This is a genomic window from Mucilaginibacter sp. (assembly GCF_028288225.1).
GTDB lineage: Bacteria > Bacteroidota > Bacteroidia > Sphingobacteriales > Sphingobacteriaceae > Mucilaginibacter.
On sequence record NZ_JAQBOC010000051.1, the window covers coordinates 23,216 to 43,173 of the forward strand.

Annotated in this window: 18 protein-coding genes; 10 read left to right on the plus strand and 8 right to left on the minus strand. The window is 40.2% G+C overall.

The window, feature by feature from the left end; translation table 11 throughout:
• Positions 1-370: 370 nt before the first annotated feature.
• The 6 genes from JWQ54_RS15620 to JWQ54_RS15645 all read left to right on the plus strand — a co-directional run bounded on the left by JWQ54_RS15620 (position 371) and on the right by JWQ54_RS15645 (position 5,235).
• Positions 371-1,072: a multiubiquitin domain-containing protein gene (locus tag JWQ54_RS15620; protein WP_299586438.1), complete on the plus strand. Its 702-nt coding sequence runs from the start codon at positions 371-373 to the stop codon at positions 1,070-1,072.
• Complete coding sequence (locus tag JWQ54_RS15625; protein WP_299586440.1) at positions 1,069-1,548, plus strand: hypothetical protein; 480 nt, start codon at positions 1,069-1,071, stop codon at positions 1,546-1,548. Before JWQ54_RS15620 ends, JWQ54_RS15625 begins: the two co-directional genes overlap by 4 nt.
• Positions 1,529-2,110, plus strand: coding sequence for a hypothetical protein (locus tag JWQ54_RS15630; protein ID WP_299586442.1), 582 nt, complete (start codon positions 1,529-1,531; stop codon positions 2,108-2,110). Before JWQ54_RS15625 ends, JWQ54_RS15630 begins: the two co-directional genes overlap by 20 nt.
• Positions 2,091-3,455: a hypothetical protein gene (locus tag JWQ54_RS15635; RefSeq protein WP_299586445.1), complete on the plus strand. Its 1,365-nt coding sequence runs from the start codon at positions 2,091-2,093 to the stop codon at positions 3,453-3,455. Before JWQ54_RS15630 ends, JWQ54_RS15635 begins: the two co-directional genes overlap by 20 nt.
• A 149-nt stretch (positions 3,456-3,604) precedes the next feature.
• Positions 3,605-4,564, plus strand: coding sequence for a hypothetical protein (locus JWQ54_RS15640; protein ID WP_299586448.1), 960 nt, complete (start codon positions 3,605-3,607; stop codon positions 4,562-4,564).
• Positions 4,558-5,235, plus strand: a complete 678-nt coding sequence (locus JWQ54_RS15645) for a hypothetical protein (RefSeq protein ID WP_299586450.1) — start codon at positions 4,558-4,560, stop codon at positions 5,233-5,235. Before JWQ54_RS15640 ends, JWQ54_RS15645 begins: the two co-directional genes overlap by 7 nt.
• Before the next feature lie 77 nt (positions 5,236-5,312).
• On the opposite strand, the gene JWQ54_RS15650 is transcribed toward JWQ54_RS15645, so the two are convergent.
• Positions 5,313-6,242, minus strand: coding sequence for a site-specific integrase (locus JWQ54_RS15650; RefSeq protein ID WP_299586453.1), 930 nt, complete (start codon positions 6,240-6,242; stop codon positions 5,313-5,315).
• 261 nt (positions 6,243-6,503) lie between these two features.
• On the opposite strand from JWQ54_RS15650, the gene JWQ54_RS15655 reads away from it, so the two are divergent.
• Entirely contained in the window at positions 6,504-7,541 is a 1,038-nt protein-coding gene (locus JWQ54_RS15655) for a type IV secretory system conjugative DNA transfer family protein (protein ID WP_367187104.1), read from the plus strand.
• Positions 7,542-7,603: 62 nt separating this feature from the next.
• Here JWQ54_RS15655 and JWQ54_RS15660 read toward each other — a convergent pair whose 3' ends face one another.
• From JWQ54_RS15660 to JWQ54_RS15685, 6 genes are all read right to left on the minus strand, one after another.
• On the minus strand, positions 7,604-8,134 hold the full coding sequence (locus JWQ54_RS15660; RefSeq protein ID WP_299586456.1) for an HD domain-containing protein: 531 nt from the start codon (positions 8,132-8,134) through the stop codon (positions 7,604-7,606).
• 18 nt (positions 8,135-8,152) lie between these two features.
• Positions 8,153-10,078, minus strand: a complete 1,926-nt coding sequence (locus JWQ54_RS15665; RefSeq protein ID WP_299586459.1) for an NUDIX domain-containing protein — start codon at positions 10,076-10,078, stop codon at positions 8,153-8,155.
• Positions 10,075-11,148: a hypothetical protein gene (locus tag JWQ54_RS15670; protein ID WP_299586461.1), complete on the minus strand. Its 1,074-nt coding sequence runs from the start codon at positions 11,146-11,148 to the stop codon at positions 10,075-10,077. Before JWQ54_RS15670 ends, JWQ54_RS15665 begins: the two co-directional genes overlap by 4 nt.
• A 212-nt stretch (positions 11,149-11,360) precedes the next feature.
• Positions 11,361-11,528, minus strand: coding sequence for a hypothetical protein (locus tag JWQ54_RS15675; RefSeq protein WP_299586463.1), 168 nt, complete (start codon positions 11,526-11,528; stop codon positions 11,361-11,363).
• A gap of 598 nt (positions 11,529-12,126) precedes the next feature.
• Positions 12,127-12,876 carry a hypothetical protein gene (locus tag JWQ54_RS15680; RefSeq protein WP_299586465.1) on the minus strand — a complete coding sequence of 250 codons (750 nt, stop codon included), beginning with the start codon at positions 12,874-12,876 and terminating at the stop codon, positions 12,127-12,129.
• A gap of 481 nt (positions 12,877-13,357) precedes the next feature.
• Complete coding sequence (locus tag JWQ54_RS15685) at positions 13,358-13,858, minus strand: SLATT domain-containing protein (protein ID WP_299586468.1); 501 nt, start codon at positions 13,856-13,858, stop codon at positions 13,358-13,360.
• A 387-nt stretch (positions 13,859-14,245) separates the two neighbouring features.
• On the opposite strand from JWQ54_RS15685, the gene JWQ54_RS15690 reads away from it, so the two are divergent.
• Positions 14,246-14,689, plus strand: a complete 444-nt coding sequence (locus JWQ54_RS15690) for a hypothetical protein (RefSeq protein ID WP_299586470.1) — start codon at positions 14,246-14,248, stop codon at positions 14,687-14,689.
• 1 nt (position 14,690) lies between these two features.
• Complete coding sequence (locus JWQ54_RS15695) at positions 14,691-17,612, plus strand: type IV secretion system DNA-binding domain-containing protein (RefSeq protein WP_299586473.1); 2,922 nt, start codon at positions 14,691-14,693, stop codon at positions 17,610-17,612.
• Positions 17,613-17,717: 105 nt separating this feature from the next.
• Here the strand turns inward: JWQ54_RS15695 and JWQ54_RS15700 are convergent, their stop codons facing one another.
• Complete coding sequence (locus JWQ54_RS15700) at positions 17,718-18,638, minus strand: hypothetical protein (RefSeq protein WP_299586476.1); 921 nt, start codon at positions 18,636-18,638, stop codon at positions 17,718-17,720.
• 575 nt (positions 18,639-19,213) lie between these two features.
• On the opposite strand from JWQ54_RS15700, the gene JWQ54_RS15705 reads away from it, so the two are divergent.
• Positions 19,214-19,951 carry an N-6 DNA methylase gene (locus tag JWQ54_RS15705; protein ID WP_299586479.1) on the plus strand — a complete coding sequence of 246 codons (738 nt, stop codon included), beginning with the start codon at positions 19,214-19,216 and terminating at the stop codon, positions 19,949-19,951.
• The last annotated feature ends 7 nt before the right edge of the window (positions 19,952-19,958 follow it).

Genomic DNA, 19,958 nt, shown 5'->3' on the forward strand with positions numbered 1-19,958 from the left:
AAAAGTTATATTTACTTTACTTTTTATTTTTTTTTCGTATCTTTGCTATCGAATAAAAAAACCAGACAAAGAAAATTCGCCTGGTCTAATTTTGCTAATGACTGACAGGTTAGCTAACCTGTCGCCTTATAAATGTTGTGTTGCAGCTCCAAATATAAGGCCGTTCCTCGGCAAATGCAAGACCCAATGCGTGATTTATGAATTTTCCGTTCTGAATTTAGTGATTTTAAAGGATTTATTTAGCTAAAAAGTAAAATTTCAACCGGCCCCAGTCGCTTTTAGCGGCAATTTAACAGCTACTCATTTATGATTATGTAGCTGACTGGAATGCTTTTTAATAAATTTTCATAATACTTTAAATAACACACAATTGAAAAATACAAATAATAATACAGGAGCCGAAGGTAACGTGCTGCTGTTTACCGTTGATGGCAAGGAATATAAGTCATTCGAGCAGTATATTACTGGCGCTCAAATACGCCACATAACTGGCGCACCTGATGATTCTTCGGAATCAAAGTTGTTTTTGTCAGTCAAACACCCATGGATCGATGAGCTGATTCAAAATGATAAGGAAGTAGATTTGGCCAGAGAGGAAATTGAACACTTTTATTTCAAGAATATTCTGCTACTCGTTGTAAACGGTAAGAAATATGAATGGACGAAAGAGTACATCACCGGCGCAGAGATTAAAAAACTGGGCCATGTCCCCGAATGCGATGAGTTATTTTTAGCCATCAGAAAGCCGTGGCCGGACGAACCGGTTCCAGATGACAAAGAAATTAATTTGGCCAGGCCGGGAATTGAGCACTTTTATTCTACAGAAAAATGCGAGGTTAAACTTACTATCCAAACCCCCAAGGGTGCATGGACTGATACTTTTAAACTTGATTTAACGGTTGAGGCGTTAATTGCTGCCGTAATAGCTCATTTCGGCTTTGCTACTGATGGTAACTATCAGTTAAAACTCAAGGGTACCACAGACCATCTTGAAAAATCCCGCACGTTAAAAAGCTACCAGCTTTGTGACGGACAGGTTTTGGTATTCACCGATTTGGGCAAGGGCGCATGAGTGTGTTAGCCTATATTTCGCAGCAAACTGTAGCCGAGGAAATATCGACTTGCCAAGATTACTGTAAAGATTATGGCTGGCTGATCTCATCATTAGATGAGGTTAGCCAGTCCTTTACGGTGACGATGGAGTCACCTATTGACCAACAGCAGTTTATCATTCACTTTTCTTATGATAATTACCCTGAGACCCCCTACCTGATCGATTTTATACATCCTGAAAGTAAAATAAAAGGTACACCAGCGGCATATCCTAAGTATAGCGGTGACAGTTTTTTCAACCAGTATAATACACAAGGTGTTATCTGCCATCCGTGTTCCAGAAAATCTTATTCCGGCTATACCGGAATACATGCTGACTGGCAGGTATCGTCATGGAGAACTATTGCGGGTGGCTTAACAAACCTTTGCGCGATTCTGGACACAATTTATTCACGCATTTCAAACAGGCAATATTATGTTGGTAGAATGGTTTAGACATTTTTTTAAGAAATCCCCCGGGTATTACCCGAAAGATAGCAATAGCTATTATATAGATGAGCAGGTACTGACTTTTACGCATCAGGTATTAAGAGATTATGGAAATAAAAAACCGTCATGTGAAGGTTTGATTTATCTAGCTGGTTATGTACAGCAAAACAAACATTACATTACCCATGCCATAGCCCCTAAAACAAAGGCTTCGCGTTACGGGCTTTTTACTACCCATGAATCAAATGCGGCTGTTGTAGAATACCTGTGCGATAATAACCTGGTATATATCTCACAGGTTCATTCCCACCCCGGTAACTGGGTTGAGCATTCTGATGTGGACAACGAAGAAACGGCATTCCGTTCTGAGGGGTTCTTATCCATTGTTGTTCCCGTGTTTTCGCAGCGTGGAATTTTACCCTGGTCGCAGTGTGGTGTTCATTTGTTTGTAAGTGGCACGTTTCGGCGACTCGCCTCACGGTACGTTAAAAAAAGGTTTAAAGTAGCTAAGCTTAATAAAGAAGTTATAACATTTAAAGATTTTCGCAATGAAAGAGGACTGGTATAAAGAGAGAAATAAACGCACCGATGGGTTTGCGGACGTGAAGTCGGTTTGCCATGAAGTACATGCAACTATTAAAGTAACGGCGGATGCCGGGCATTATGACACGCAGGTTATGTTAAAGGTTTTATTAAACATTTTAGCGCGGTGGTGTAATAATATTCATGTTTGCTGCCCCGAAGTAAGAGATATTTCAGAAGTTAATTCAACGCTGCCTGTATCGATGCGGGGCCTGCTTTCAAAGATAGACCCGTTTGGAAACTTTACCTTCGGTGATGAAGCACAACAGGGTGATATTACAGTTTTTATCGGCCCTCCTGAAAGTGACTATTTACAGCCATTCATTGCTATCGATAGCGGTGGCTGGATTTCCAGCTGTTCTTTCAATAATTATGGGCATTGTGAAAAAGTAACCAATGACAGCAACCCCTTAGGCCCGGCTATGGCTGCCTGCCTGGCAAACGCCGAATTGTTTAGGTGGGCTAATAGTATTATAAGCGTGCCTTATTCCAAATGGTATTCTTTATATGATCTTTCGGTTTCTACAAACTCCTTAATCTGCCCAGTAGAATTTTCTAATACGGATCTTGGCCGGCTACATGTGGTAGGTTGCGGGGCCATTGGTTCTTCGTTTACTTATTTAATTAATTTGACCGACCTTTATGGCACATTGACCTTTGTCGATGCTGATCAGGGCGTAGAGTTACATAACACCAGCAGCTCATTGTTGTTCACACCTGCAAACGTGGGTAGTGGACTGACTAAGGCAAGCCTATGCGCAGGTTACATCAATAGAAACTTTCTGGTTAGCGAGATTTTTGATGGCGATTATAAAAATTTCGGTTATAAGCACGATACACCGGCTAAATCTGCTGAAGTTATACTTTGCTTCGCTAATGATTTTGATATCTGGTCTACGGTACAACATCTTTACCCGCCGACTGTATTTCACGCTACGACAAGCAGGTCTTGGGGTATCAACGTTGGCCGGCATATTCCATTAAAGGATAACTGCATTATGTGTACGTTTCAGCAACTTGCAAGGACGAAATATGTGCCCGTATGTGCTGAAGGTGCGATGCCACAAAAACCTGTTGAAGATAATGCAGCTGATGCGCAAGAGCCCCATGCTAGTATATTGCCTTTTCTTTCTCCGGCTGCCGCAGTAGTAGCTCTGGCAGAACTCGTTAAGTATAAGTTAGGAAAAAGGCCTGATGAAAATACTGTTCAGTTTAACATGTCTACAAGTGATGGCGTGTTGCTTGATGATCAGGAAAGGGCATTTAATTGTGCAATTTGCCAGCATCAGAGTGCAGGGATTTACAAAAATCTATACGTAGAGGCAGTATAAAACCCGCAAGCCTTAATAAAACAAGAAGCTATTTTGCCGGCTTCTTGTTTTATTATTTGTAAGCTTTGTTTATGTATTTATTAAAATAAATATTATACATTAGCGGACTATACCTTATGTGTACATACTCAAATGTATCCATATAAACCATGGCTGAAAACAAATTAGAATTTATCATCAGTAAAGATTCATCTCAAAGAGATATTGAGCTGGATAATATGTCTGTAAATGCCGCTCAAGCATTTTCGGTATTACTGACGGCTATGATTAATATTGTTCAGCTGAATAACGACCCTCAAGGCGTTAAAATACAAATCAAGGCTGGCTCTGCAGTGTTGATCGCTGAAGGATCAGAGGAGCAAATCGAAGAAATTGAACAGAACTTTAATGATGTCATTCAATATAAATCTTCTAACAAAGACCTGGTGAACGGCTGGCGCGAAGTACAGAAACTTTTTCATGCCAACGGGTTGGAATATGCCGCTAATATTTTTAAAAATGACCATAAAGTTTCTATTTTCCATACACTTAAAACCAGCAAAAAATTACGGGCCAAACCGGTAAGTTATAAAATCAAATCTTCTATTCGCTTTTTAACGGGAAAACTTATTGCTGTAGGCGGTTCAAATCCTAACATCCATCTGGAAGAAGTTGATGGAAAACGCCTGACGATAAGTTGTACAGAAAACAATGCAAAAAAAGCTAATAAATTCCTGTATGAGCCCATTATGATAAGCTGCTGGGTAAAAACAGGGAAAGATGAGCATAAGTATGAGCTGTGTGATTCTTACTGGAACAAAGAGCCTTTTAATGACTTTAAATCTTTTATGGAGGATTTTGTTGGCACAACCAATGAGATAGAGCAACTAAAAAAACTTCATTATAAATGCCGCTCTTACCTTGATGTGCAAAATTATGGCTCTTTTAGAAAATTTATACGCCTGTTTATACATGACAGCACCGATGTAAATGTATTAAAGACAATACTGATAATCACGCAGGCCTTTAAAGACCATGAAAAACTTGGAGGCATGCGCAATGACATGAAAACCCTATTTGATAAACAAATGAGGATATACCGTAAACGTAAAGAAAATAATAAGTGGTAACCTATCAAAACATAGAAGACAACATTATCAGCTGCCTGGCTGATGATCTCCCTGAAAATATGATTGGTGCTGCTATTGTATCTAATGAGGATGGTTCTCAGCATGCAGCAATTTTTATCCGATATAATGGAGAATCACAAATGTTTCATTTCACAGGGAAGAATGTGATGATTGAAGATGTATTAAGTTTGGATGAAGCATATTATCATAAGCGTTTGGATTTTATCGATCCGATTTTATTACCGGCGTTTTTGGCGCAATGCGAACTAGTGTTAGAAAAGGCGCAACCAAAATTCGGTTACTTTTACGATGGTGCACTTTACAATGCCAACGGTGATTTTTTGAGTCCTTCTGCGTTCCCGGAATACATGACCTGTGTCGGCTTTTGTCTAAATGTAATTAAAGGATTTTTGAGTGACCAGGATTACTTCACCTATACAGATTGGGACTCCACTACGCTTGATGAATCTTATGCTATCAATTTCGTAGAAAAGGTAAAAGAAGATTACCCGGATATAAATTTGGCTGACTTTAAAGCAAATCTTCGAAGAATATTTCCCATCGAGTTTTTATCCGGCGCATTTGCAGATGATTTACCCGTGGCCAAAAGCTTCATTAATAATATAAAACTAGATGTACAAGATATCTTGGAAAGAAAATTGGTTGCTTAATGCGGTATCTATTATATTGACATGCAGTGTGCGCAATGATATTGCGCCCCAACTGAATTCGAGAGACGAAGATTTCATTAAATCAACCCGTCAATACTCATTTTTTCTATGTCAGAACGCATCTCATCAACTGGCAAGCACCGTAAATACACCGCAGTCATGCGAATATCCCGATGACCCATTAACTGTTTTAAACTAAACAGGTTACTACTCTGCTTTAGAAAGTTAATAGCAAACGTATGTCTGAATTGGTGTAAGTGAAATCTAACTTTTGAAGCCGTATTGAGCATACGAACTAAATGCTTTAGACCATCTCGGGTAAAGCGTTTGTCGGATGTGCTGGAAACAAACAAGTGCTGGCACGTATAGTGTTTTCGCTCCTTTAGATAGTCTTTTAAAGTTGTAATAACGGTACTGGTTAAAGGCAAGCTGCGGGACATGCTGGATTTGGAGGTTTCTGCACGGATGGTAATCGTTTTGCGCTCTAAATCAATATCTCGAATTTGTAACAGTATCACTTCTTCTCTTCGTAGGCCACAGAATAACAATATGTTAAAGAGTGCAAGATTGCGTTTCAGTATTAAAAGGTTGTTGTTATGATGTACATAAATCGCTGCAAAAATCTTTTCAACCTCTTCTCTTTTTAAAAACCGTTTATCCTCATAGGTCACTTTTGGATATTTCATGTCAGAAAAGGGATTCGCTTCGATATGCTGATGCTTTTCAAGCCAATTGAAAAAGCTATTGAGCTTGCCCCAATAGGTTGCCACGGTTGATTTTTTGACCCCAACCTTTATTTTTCCTTTACCTACAATGCGTTTACGCTCATTGAGTATTTTAAAGAAATTGGTTATTGTAATACTAGTTAAGTCCGTGAGTTGTATATCGGGTATAATTTTGACGAAAAGAGAAAAAACATCCGTATAGCCCCGAATGGTTTCTGGCCTCAATTTTTGAGAAAATTCACACTCCCATATAAATTGCTGAAATAGCTCATGGATGTCCATGTATCTATTTTCCTCTACATGAGCGGATATAAATAGATTCGTATTTTAGGGCTTCAGCCCAATTACTGCCGCCTACAAATCCACATGTGTATTGATTAGTATATAAAGGCAACCAACGACCATTCAAAACCATTCACCCCCATTGGCTACACCAACTGGCGCAACACCAACCAACTCTTTGGCATCAAACTTCAAGACCGTTTTTCTCATATCTACAGCATCGGAAAGACTGGGGTCGGAAAAACCACCTTGCTTTTAAACATGGCTATCGATGATATCCACAAGGGTTATGGCGTGTGCCTGATTGAGCCACATGGGGACGCGAGTGCAAAGCTGCTGCAAGCCATTCCCGAACACCGCAGAAAGGACGTTATCTATTTCAACCCGGCTGACACTTCCCACCGCACCGGCTTTAACCCGCTCTTGAACGTGCCGGAAGAAGCGCGGCACTTGGTGGCGTCTGAAATCGTATTGTCATTTAAAAAGATATGGGGCGATTCCTGGGGGCCGCGCTTGGAGTACATTTTGCGCTTTTCCATACTGACCCTTCTGGACTATCCCACCGCAACGCTCCTTGATATTCAACCGCTCCTGTTAGACCAGGCATTCAGGAACATGGTGCTGCTATATACCGACAACCCTGCAATCCTATCCTTTTGGCACAATGAATATGACAAGTACACCAACAGCTTTAGAACAGAAGCCATCGTGCCAATTCTGAACAAGGCTGGTGTATTCACGGCCAACGGGATCCTGAAGGATATCGTTGGCCAGCAGGAGAGCATTTCCCTCTATGACATCATGAACAAGGGCAAGATACTGATTTGCAACCTGTCGAAAGGCAGCATCGGAGAGGATGTGTCGCAGATACTGGGAAGCCTGCTGACGACCAGCATCCAGACCGCAGCCATGCGCAGAGCCATAATAGCAGAGGAAGAACGCAAGCCCTTTATGGTCTTCATTGACGAATGCCATTCCTTTATTACCACTACATTTGCTGCCATATTAAGTGAGGTTCGTAAGTATAAAATAGGCTTATTCTTAACCCATCAATATTTAGAGCAACTACACGACGACGTGCGAAGCGGGATATTGGGAAATGTAGGGACGATTATCTGCTTTCGCCTGGGAACAACTGACGCAAAAGTAATGGCAGAAGAGTTTTACCCGACATTCAAAATTGATGATTTTATCAACTTGCCGAGGTTTAATGTGTATTTAAAGCTACTGATTGACGGGGTCGGCTGCACTGCATTTAGTGCGGTGACATTTTCCTTAGTAACGTTGTCCCGAATATAAGATACATTTGGGGAGCTAACTTTTGAAGAAAATCTCAATTCGTATATTTTATAACAACCAAATTAACTAAAGTATTCTTTATATTCCTTTAATTTAATTAAAAATCTGGATGATAGCTCAACACTACAATCATGTAATTTTTCGTATAGTTCACATGATTGATAGTAGTAATTTTCAATCTTTTTTTTGTCCCAGGTTGACGGTGGCTGATTTAAATTAGATATGCGGTCAGCCAATTTTACCATCCAAATTTCCTTTGGTTGTAATATTATCCTCTCTATGCTATCGGTTATTCGAATTTCTTTAGGGAGTGTATAGTTTTTTGTTAAAGCTTGCACGCCTTCAGCTACTTGCAATCCAAAAGCTTTTTTTATTTCCTCGTAACTTGTGTTTGTATCCTCAATGCTGTCATGTAAAGCCGCACAAGTCATAATAAGATCATTGTCTGTGGCCTCATCTAGAATGCTGGACAACTCAAAACAGACGCTTGCAATATGTACAATATAAGGAAGTTCACTTCCTGGTATTAACTGGCCATTATGAACAAATGATGCGAATTTAAAGGCTTTTAGAAAAAGGTCGATTTTATACATTGTTATTTAGTAAGCTTATTATATAATGGCATATTTTTCAATTAAATGCATATTTTCATCAGCGCCACCATCGAAGCTAATAATTGGCATATTATTGGTGCTTTTTATCGTTACACAATCAGATTTTTGAACCCTAAAGGTCTCATCTCCACAGTTTTCTATTAACTCGTCAACGCCCTGAATCTTTAGTCCCATAAGGTATGACGTAGACGACAACAGTTTTTCCACAGATACCCAACAATAAAAATTCAATTTTCTTTTGTCTTCCTGTTTAATATTTTCTGTGTTATTTTCTTTTGATTCCAAGAAGGCGATCGAGTCTTCATTGATTCTGGATAAATATTTATTAATGTCCTCATGATCAGCCTTACAAGGTATCAACTGGAATACTGAAATTTTATAATTTCTTAAAATCGGGCCATCGCCCTCACTTAATCCAAGGCTACCTGCTCCTATATGTTGGGTTTCAAATTTAGACAAATATCTATAATTGAATTTATCAGTTAATTCCGCAACCAAACGTTTTCCAACCACAATTTTAGCAGTGTTAATGGATTTTATATCAGAATTTACGTCCTCTAATCCTGAAGATGGGATTTGGAATTTATTTGCAAGGAAATCCCATCTTACAAGGATATATTTATCTTTTTGTTCATCTTTTTTGCCAAAAATCAGGAGATCGCAAACATTTCGCATACTTAGCGCTTTAGGAAGTTTGCCAGACAGTATTCCTAACAGATTCTCATGTTGGTCAAACAACCCTTCTTTAAACTTTCTAAGCGTTACCATATTGGCACCTTGTTCAATTTGTTTAAACGAATTCTTCGAACCCATTGCTTCGAAGATCACGCCTTCTGTTAATGACCATTCCGAAAGCAGTCTAATTAATTGATGAGATAGGGTTGACGAGGCCGTATAATTGCCCTGGTCATTTAAAAAACCCAAAAGAGACAAAAAAGAATAGATTATCTGGGTCGATTCAATTGTTAAATCAGGGAGTTGCGTGGGGAGCGCGTTGTTTGTTTTTAAATTTTTCGATAAAAAATTACTAATATGCATCAAAGGCTTATAGGTATAAATGTATCGTTTTGCGGCTTTTATAAATTTTGCCGTTGATCCAAAATAAATCATTTCGCGATTCGAAAAAACCTCAGGAAGTTCAAGCCATCTAGAGTCCTTAAATTCATTCGCTGTATCAATTGTTTTTTTGTCAACATATGCAACGAATATAGACATAACTATAAAATCGTCTTTATTATCAATCACCCAATTATCAACTATTTCGGTTATATAGGTTACCTCATTTTTTTTTAATTTAATACCGCACTCTTCTTCAACTTCCCTAATGGCAGCATCTTCAGCACTCTCATCTTCTTCTACTTTTCCTCCCGGTAATTGCCATAACCCTGCACCTGATTTTTGAAACTCAGATCGTTGAAGGAGTAACAATTTACCATCTTGTATCATTACGACACTGGCTGCTCTGATGTTAGTCTTCTTCCGTTCCGGTATATCGACAGTTCCAATTACTTGTTTAATCGAATTAAATGGGGTATTAGTTAAAATGGACAATAACTTTTTATTTCCTTCAACATCTTTAAATTCCTTCCTAAAGTCAATAACCAAATTTAAATCTAATCCTTCGGGTATTTCATTTTTGTCGCTTCCTGGGAGTAAAACAGGAATAATTTTAAAAGAATTGGACTTAATTAATTGTAGCGCAATTTCTATTTCATACAATTGTCCCTTGATAAGACCCGACTTTCCAATGCAAAGAATCATTACATTTGATTTTCTCAATCCACTTTCAATAGAAATAGAAAACGACTCCCCGGCAATTAAATTTTCAAATGCCAACCAAACGTTGAACCCCTTATTCTTTAGTTGCTGGGTTAGATAAGTACTGGAACTAACATCTTGAGGATTGTAGCTTATATAAATCATAGTATGTCATTACATAATTTAGCTTGTTGCAAAATATATTCCGCGGTAGGCTTTTCCCATCCATAGATTCTTTTCAAAAAGTCAGTTGAGATTTCCTCACACTTTGCTTTAATAATTAAAAGAAACAAAATAAAGCCGTTCGTGACTGACCAAACCTTTCCATTACCAATCACTTGAATATATTTAATGTTATTTCTACTATATTCCTTTATAACCTCCTCAAGTATACCAATAGAAGTTATTCCAATAGTCTTGCACAGCTCAACAATATTCGAACAGTCAATCTTGTTGTAATGCTCCGTAACAGATTGGTCGTTTAACATTCCTATACTTTTAGCCACGTTTCTAGCTTCAATAACTTCATGCGAATGAGAAATAAATTGAAGTATACTGTAGTAATTGATTCCAATTTCATCGATTTCCCCTGATTCATATTTTTTTTCTAACTCGATGATATAACGCTCGTTTGCACGCTTAATTTCCAAAAATTCTTGATCCGCTAATTCAAATATACCTGCTAATCTGTTGAGCCTTCTTTTTAAACTATCTGGAACATCGTTTTCATTTTTATAGAGCGTGTGTGAAACTATTGCCCAAGAGTCTTGTAAGTTCGTTCTCAATTGCACTTCTGCCAATAAACCACTGAAACGACTCCATGAAAGATCGCTCTTTTTTTGAGCGCTTATCGACACAATATAATGCACTGACAAATAACCAAACGTATCTGGTTTGAGGAACTTCGATTTGTCAATCGAACGTTCAGTATCTATTAAAAATTCATTACTGATAATTTCTTCAATTATTCTAATTTGATCAATATAGCAAACGATTATTCTTACACCTGCTAAATCCGTGATGTCATTTAAAGGATCAGCATACTCCTTTCTTTTAATTTTTCCAGCAAAGCTTTTTAAATCCTTTGGTCTATGCTTTACACTAAAGTCTTTGACATTTTTATTTTCTATTTTTACTTTAAGAAATTTCGCTATTTCTTCAGCAAATTGCTTATAGAGCTCTTGTTTTATTTTAAATTCCTCAATGTGCTTTTCTATTTCTATCTGGTTGTTCATGATAGGTTTACTTAGATAAGGTCTTGTTAATCACAAATTTAATTAAAAAAAATGAAATAGGAAATAAGGCATTCATTCCACCCAATTTCTTCAAAACTAACGCCAGGCTTTCGTCAGCATGTATATAAGCTTTTTAAGCACATATACATGCTGACCGGCTGTTATTCGCTCCGCGAGCCGAGCCTGTCAGTAGTTTTGAGAGAAAAAGGGTGTCATTCATAAAAGCTCCCTTTGGCTTTATACAACGCTTCACCTCCCGTTTCAGCATTGTAAAAGCCAACCGCTTTTTTGGTTTGGCTCGCCTGCGCTGTCGCAAAAAGCTTCACTCCCGGCAGCGCGTGGAATGCCCCGGTGCGGTGGCCAACCCACACATTCCACACTGCTGCCGCTCGTTCGTGTCCAGACATTCCATTCAGTCGCTGGCGCTCCCTCTGCCTGGACTTTTTGCTCCGCTCGCGACAACTCCGCTGCGCTCCGTTGTCAGAGGCGGCTCGCAGAACACCTGTCACGCGCATAGCATATGCTCTGCGGATTTATTATGTGTACAAAAACTAAAGGTAATGTAAACCCAGAAAGTCGCCGAATTTCAAGTTAGAATGTTTGAGTTATTTGCTCATTATTTTTCAAATCCGGATGAACTTCAGGAATACTGCTTTGCAGTATTCGAATAAGATTACCTGTTTAAATTTGGTCGAAGTATAATGGTTCTCGACAAGGGATACATTAAATCGACTTCCTTAAATACACTTCGTTTTGGAACTGGCATATATTTACTCTCCTTAGTTCTTTCTTTGTAATAGCATAAATATGTCCCATCTTCATAGCATTCTTCAATTAACATTGTTCCCTGATACGGATGATCTATTAAAACAACGTTGTCGTTTATCTTAAATTTACTTTCCATTGATATTTTAAATCATAGCGTGGTAACTACAAATGTAAAAAATAGCCGACTTAACATTGACTATTTGCTTTTAGTTATTTACAGCAAGAAGGCCCATAAAATTCAACCATTTCGCCAGCGCTGTTGGGCAAACCTCTCCGCTGTAGCCATGAATGTATCTTTTTGTTCAGCCACTCGTCCGCCTTTTTGCTCCCAGTCGTAGGATCATCCGGGTGCTGCTCATAATAAGCATCATCCATTTTATTAGCCTCGGATTCCCATTCTTTATATTGGTAATAAAAGTCACAGTAGTTGAGTCCTTTAACGTCAAATTGCTTTTTAACCTTTTCAAATTCAACCTGACTTTCAGTGTCATTAGCTGTTTTTAAAGATTTCCCCATGGTAAAAGCGGGTTCACTGTCAGTGATATTCTTCCAAAGCATCATGTCCCATTGTCCTTTTGACTTAGTAAATTTTTTCTCAGAACTATATAGATAAACAGCAATTGCATTAGGTTTGGTTAGGCCGTTGAAAATGGGATTATTTAGTTCCTTATGGTAAATCTCATATAAAGACGATTTCATTTGTTCCTGGCTTAAATCGCCTGTTACAGCCACGGATACCAAGGATTGATATTTGTCGCCCGCACTAGTCGTGTCTTCTTCTAATACCTTATAGGGAGTGCCAGCAGGTGGGCTGTCTAAAGTATCATTAACTGGCTTATAATATCCATTTTTGATTATTACTTTTTCTTCCTTTGGTTCGGTAAAATGTTTGAATGCAGCGTAAATAAGCATACATCCGATTAGGATACCAATTATGGTACCATTGCTTGGAGTTTTCATTTTGTGGGGAGTTTAGAACTAAAAAATTATGGCGTACCATACATATTATTCTCAATTGGTTTTATATCAATACCGGTAGCAAATTTTGCACGCCTTGTACCCCTGCTTGATTGCCTGTACTTTGGTTATCTTCACAATACCATGGGTGCAATGTAACAGCCCTCGACACTCATAGGAGTGATAGGCATAGGCTGCTCTGCTTTGGCAGATATAGACCGAATCAACAGCGGACTTGTTATGGGGCCTGATCGGTGTTGCATAGCTCGCAGAGACACCGACAAGTATTGTGACAATCAAAAGTATTTTTTTCATTGTGAATGGTTTAGCAACTAAATATACTGCTTTTAGAAATAGTTCTTGTTATAAAAAGGCATGCTATCTCGCCGTTTCAAAGCACGCGCTTACTTATGCATTATGATAAGATGTAGACAAAAATCTCCAAGCAGCAAACGCATGAAGTATTTATGAATCAGCCATGAATTTATTCACTCTGTTGAGGGTTTGGAACTTTCTTTTTGTCCATTTCTGTTTTTAAGTGCTTATAGGCATCCTCCCAATAATTCATTTGATTGGCTTGGATGGCTCTAAATTGTTCAAACAATGGGGCTAAATCTTCCGGTTTCTTAGACAATTGTTTATACTTAAATTCATATTGAAGATCCTCATATTTTCCAAATGTTATTTTACGCCTGATCCAGTAGGTATCCAATTTCCAAAAGGCTTTAAGCGCCGAAAGCAGGGTTATACTCGCACCGATAATTAAGGCATAATTTTTTATCTGCAATACATTCGATACTACTGCTGCCCCTGTGGTGTTGAAGTTTAGCCCGAGCGTAATGGTTAAAAGTGCAGACAATACAATAATCGCTACTGAAACTACATAGTTTGCAATCTTTGACCACTTTGTTTTACTTTTAAATTTAAAAACGCTACCCTCAATTAAGCCTGCTAAGTACGTTTCTTGTTCTGATGATGTAAACATGGCAAAATCCGTTATCGACGCTATCGTTTTTTATTTAACAGTATTGATTTTCAATGATTTAAATATACTATTTAATACTATTGTAACAAACAGAAAAAAAACCCAAAGGTATTCGACTCACACGCGCCACTTCCTAAAGCCCTGCAAGGAATTTCCGGCATAAACCCGCATGGCCTTTCACCCACAGAAGCCATTTATTCCGTTCCTCCTTGCGGGGCTTTCCCGCGCCGACTACAAAGCTTTCTTTTTTTCTCTTTTTGTTTTTTTGAAATAATTATTGTTCGGAGGGTGAAAAAACGGGGTAGAATTGCGTAAAAGTACGCTTGACTGCATGGTGGTATCATTTCGATATTTAGAAATAATTGTACACCTAAACCCTTATCACCCATGGCACAGCCCACCATCCACACCCACACGTATCAGCATTTTGAGAATCTACAACTCTCTGCGAAAGACTTCTACACCCAATTGCACAGCCTTATTACCGAATACCAATTTCCCGAGGTCACCTGTAGAGTGACGCCCCTCTCCGACAACGGCTCATTTTTTTCCCGGCGGGAATACCTTGAAATCAAATATCATTCGTTTAAATACTATGTCTGCGCTGCACCCTTTGGCAAGAATTTTTTTATCAGTTGGCGTCTGCAAGAGTACGTCAGTACCTGGACGCGCTTTTCAAATTGGATAGAGGGCAAGAAAGGCAAGTCCTTTTACGAACAGGATACGGAAGTCATGTTTTCTAACAGCATCACCGCATTGGTCAAAAACGTGGTTGGCAAAGTCATGGAGGAACATGGATTCCGCCAACCGGACGCCATAGTCCTGCACTAGCATGGAAGTACAGTCCACCGCGCTGACAGAGCAATTTTATGAGTGGGAAAACCGAGGCCGTGGCTGGTTTATCACTGACCATATCGTTGAGCTTGAACCGGCTTTTGAACCCTTTTGGGAACACTCCATCACGGGCGACATTATCGATGACGGCAAACGGCCCTCGTGGTTTTCTTCATTGTTTGCACCTGACCCTCCAGCTCCAGTTCAGACGGAACCGACTCAAAACATTCGGTCATTTCCTGATACCAAAAGCATTGAATTAAGCGTCTTTTCGGTCAGTGTGCCCAAAGGCAGCAAACAGTCCCTTGAGCAGATGGAGCAAGTGCTCATTATGCTCTCATATCGCCATACCCCCATGAGCTTTGAACTTGTCGGCTCTGCTGACCGTATTACGATGCAGTGGACATGCCGACAAGACGATGAAGCCTTTGTGTACACCCAACTGAAAGCCTTTTTTCCGGATGTGCAAATACGCTCAACCGCAGAGGATCATCTGTTTGAAATGATTGAGGACGCACCGTGTGTCTATACGGTGGACTTCGGCTTGCAAGAAGAATTCATGCGCCCACTTGCAACCACTGTCAATCTTGACCATGACCCATACACCTCACTATTTGGCAGCATGGAGCGATTGCACGACGAGCAACACATTGCGGTGCAAGTGCTCTTTGCCGGCACCTGCAATGCCTGGTCGGAAAGCATGCTGAATGCGGTTTGCGATGACAGTCGGAAACAGTCGTTTTTCCTGGATGCCCCCGACATGCCCACACTGACCACCCAAAAAATTGCCCGGCCACTGGTTGCAGCAACCATTCGGATAGTAACCGCGAGTGCCACGACTGAAGACGCTTTGCACTTATTGCAGCATGCGGCCATTTCCCTCGTCCACGCCTCAACCTCGCCCTACAACGCCCTGGTGCCACTTGCGGAATACGCCGCCAATCCGCGATACCCCATTGCCAAGCGGTTATCCGACCTCGTATTACGACAAACCCACCGCACCGGCATGTTGCTAAACAGCCGGGAGTTGTTGACGTTTGTTCATTACCCGGGCCCGGGACTCAAAACTGCAAAAGTCATCGACAGCGCCCGGACAACCAAAGCCGCTCCTGATTCATTGCGCAATGAGGCCTATTGCCTTGGAATGAATATTCACCAGGGCATTGCACACGTTGTCGGTATTTCGCCCGAACAACGTCTGCGACATATCCACATTATGGGTGCAACCGGTCAGGGCAAATCAACGCTCCTGCACGCGCTCATCATGCAAGATATTTGTGCTGGGGACGGCTGCATGGTACTTGACCCGCATGGTGATTTGATTGCCGCGTTGTTGGTAGATATTCCACTCGACCGCGTAGGGGACGTGGTATTGATTGATCCCGCAGACAGTGAGCATCCCATCGGCTTCAATATCCTTTCCGCGCATTCAGCACTCGAAAAGGAGTTACTGGCATCTGACTTGGTAATGGTCTTTAAACGGTTTAGTACCTCATGGGGCGATCAAATGCACAGCGTCTTGGCTAATGCCATTCTTGCGCTCTTGTACAATAAAAACGTCTATCATATTGGGGATTTACGGCGGTTTCTTATAGAGCCCGCATACCGTGCAACTATTCTCACATCTGTCACCGATGACCATATTGTCTATTACTGGCACAAAGAGTTTCCGCTTCTGAAGGGCGGGTCCATCGGGTCACTCCTGACGCGCCTTGATAGCTTTCTGCGTCCCAAAGCCATCCGCTCAATGCTGTGCCAAACAGAGGGACTTGATATGGCAACGCTCATGGACACGCGCAAGATTATCCTGGTGAAACTCTCTCACGGATTGATTGGAGCCGAAAACAGCTATCTCTTGGGAGCCTTTATTGTTTCAAAGCTGCAACAGACCGCTATGGCCCGACAGGCCCAGTCCGCAACCAATCGCATTCCGTTTTATTGCTACATCGATGAGTTTCAGCATTTTGTCACGCCCTCAATGGCTGCTATTCTCTCCGGTGCCCGAAAATACGGCTTAGGCTTGATCCTGGCACATCAAGACATGCACCAAGTGACCTCAATTGATCCGGATATTGCAAGCAGCGTGGTTGCTAATGCCGGGACCCGAATGTGCTTTCGCCTGGGCGACACAGACGCGAAGCGTATGCAGGACGGCTTTCGGGCATTTACTACCGATGACTTACAAAATCTCTCGATTGGAGACGCCATTGTCCGGGTCGGTGCTGCGGACAATGATTTCAATTGCACCGTCATGCCATATAGAAAAGAAACAGGGGACGACTACACCGCCGACATTCTTGCCTATTCGCGGGCACAATATTGCGTATCCAGTATACCTCCTGAAGAACCGGCAGCGCCTGAAGACATCCCGGCTCCGCCACCAGTTGCACCACCCGCCTCACCGGCACCATCACCAGAACCAACCATACCGCCACCCTCAAAAGAAGCACTCAGAGAACATCGGTATCTGCAAACATTTATCAAGAAGCTCGCCGAGGAGCATGGCTATACCGCGCAACTAGAAGCCCCAGTACCGGGAGGGAGCGGCCAAATTGATGTGGTGCTCCAAAAGGGCGAGATGCGGATTGCGGTTGAAATTTCTGTCACCAACAGCCCCGAGTATGAACTGCACAATATTGAAAAATGCCTGGGGGCAGGATTTGCACAGGTGGTGGTGTGCTCAACAAATGCCAGGAAGCGCGCACAAATTGAACGACTGGTGAACGAACACATTCCACAGCAGGAGCATCACAAAATCTCGTACGTGACACCAGATGAATTCATCACCGTTCTTGCACCTGAGTCTGCGCATCCAACACACACCGTTATGAAGGGCTACCGGGTGAAGGTGCAGTATGACGCGGGCGGTGTGAACAAGCAGGATGTGGTGCGGAGCATCATAAAAAATAGGGTGCCGTAAACGGCATGCTTAGGGTGTAATCTATTTGACGCTTTTCTGGCTAAATAATTACAGTTCCGCTTTATATCGAAATCTCAATTTCGCACGGCCATGGATAGTTTCAAATTAATATGTAGATACCTTGAAACTTACAACAAGCCTTTGTCGATTTTCTAGACCTGCACCAATATCTCCAGCATTTAATCCTGCTCTTCCAAATAAGTAAGATTCATCATTTATTGAATAAGCTTTTAATAACTTGTCACCTCGGGTTACATGCATGCTACCAGGTATAAAACGAAGTATGGTGGATTTATCTGTTTTTACAAATACAGAGTCGCGGTCATATTCATTATCGGCGGCAATTACAACGCGGAATACATGGTTATTGTCCAATATCGTTACCTTTGGGTTCATCCCTACTGCCACTGTTTTAGACAATTGATCACTATTATTATGAAGTTGAATTTTAACAATAACAATATCTCCTGGCTTGGCATTAATTACATTTCTCCAATTACCATTAGTTGAATCAATGTTACAATCGTCATTCGTGTTACATATCGAGAAGATTTCTTCACCTGGAAAATTGCTTATAAAAACAAATTTTCTATGTGCGAAAGGAATTTCATCAAATTTGAAATTTTCAATTAACTTTTCGTAATGCCTTTCTTCACCGCTTATTAACTTTAATTTAATGTAACTGTCTAAATTTTTAGCTACCGCATCAAAAGTGGGTAATTCAGAAGATTTTTGTATTATAGTATATTCAAATTTCTGTTGTTCTAATTTTTTCTGAAACCTTTGTAAATCGTCCTGTGATTTTTTTTCAAATGAATTTTGATTCTTTTGATCATCTACCTGAAACTTATAAATTAAAACTGTAAGTGTTATTCCAAAAAAGGCTATAAACAAACCGAGCCAGAGCATTATCGTTTTTTGAACAAATAATTTTCTTTCAAATTCCTTGTTCGAAATAATTTTTTTTCGATTACTTCTATTTAATCGCAATTGGACTCTATGATACATTTTATCAAAAGCATTCATATTTAAGTTCATTAAAAAGACCTCTTTTAGGAGGTCTTTGTTTAAGATTTCATTGATTTAATAGTCCATCTTGCCAGTAAGATAATAATTATAATTCCTATTGCCATCAAGCAGAGAATAATTACGCAAGCCGTTTTAAGTCCAGAATCTGTACTGTTTTTGTATATTGAATAAGGGATTGTTCCCATGCTCAATATACAAAGAATCATGCTAAGTGTAATTAAAGGAAGTATAAATTTAATAAATACTTTATAGAACTTTTCCATGTTTTGATTGTAAAGTGACCAGAAATGCCATTTGGATTAAGCGCCTTTGGTCGCCTTACAATCTAGAAAGAACCTCATATATAGTGTAAACTAAAATAGTAGTTTTGTCAATAGTCTTAATAGTAGGACATAAGGCAGTTATTGCCACTGGTTGTAAAATACGATTTCGTAAGAGGTAACATTAGAGGTACTTGATGAGAGGGTACTTAAATAGCGCACATCCTTCACCGCGAACACACCGCCCCTGGATTATACAAAGTTTAGATTTCGGTAATGTCCATTCTGCAATAATGCTGCAAAAATTATTGCATGAATGATACTAAAAAACTGTACTCGCTCTTTGGACAATTTGCGTACACTCAAAATTATGCCTTGGCATTCACCGAGATGCTGGACTTTTTTCTCCTGCCCTTTCAATGGCACGACACGGCGGAAGGGAGCCAGCACGTCATACATCGCTTACAAAGTCATCCCAAAAAAGAAATACTGGTTGAACTGTATACCGAAATCGGAGCGCTCTCAGAAGAATTTGGTGATCCAATCGGAGCACTGTATGAAGCGGAAATTTCCAAAGGCAAAAATGGACAATTCTTTACACCCGATCCAATCTGCGATTTTATGGCTATGATGGCGGGTATTGAATCGTTACAGAATGATAAAACGGTGTATGATCCCGCCTGTGGTTCAGGGAGAATGTTACTTGCCGCAGCCAAAATCAATCGTCGGTTGAAATTCTATGGAGCAGATATTGACGAAGTGTGTTGCAAAATGACGGTCGTTAATATGCTTTTGAATTCACTGACAGGAGAGGTCTGTCATATCGATACCTTACGAAATACCTTCTTTAAAGGGTACAAGCTCCTCACGGTATTGAAGAATGGCTACTACCATCCATTTTACAAAGAATTTACCGACCCTAACGAAAGTGTCATTTGGCTACGCCCTACCGATCCCAAAACTGCAAAGAGCGCGTTTGACGTGCCTTTTGAACCGACCAAATCGCCCCTGATGCATCAAGGTGTACAAGGTAACTTATTTCACAATTAATTCTTAT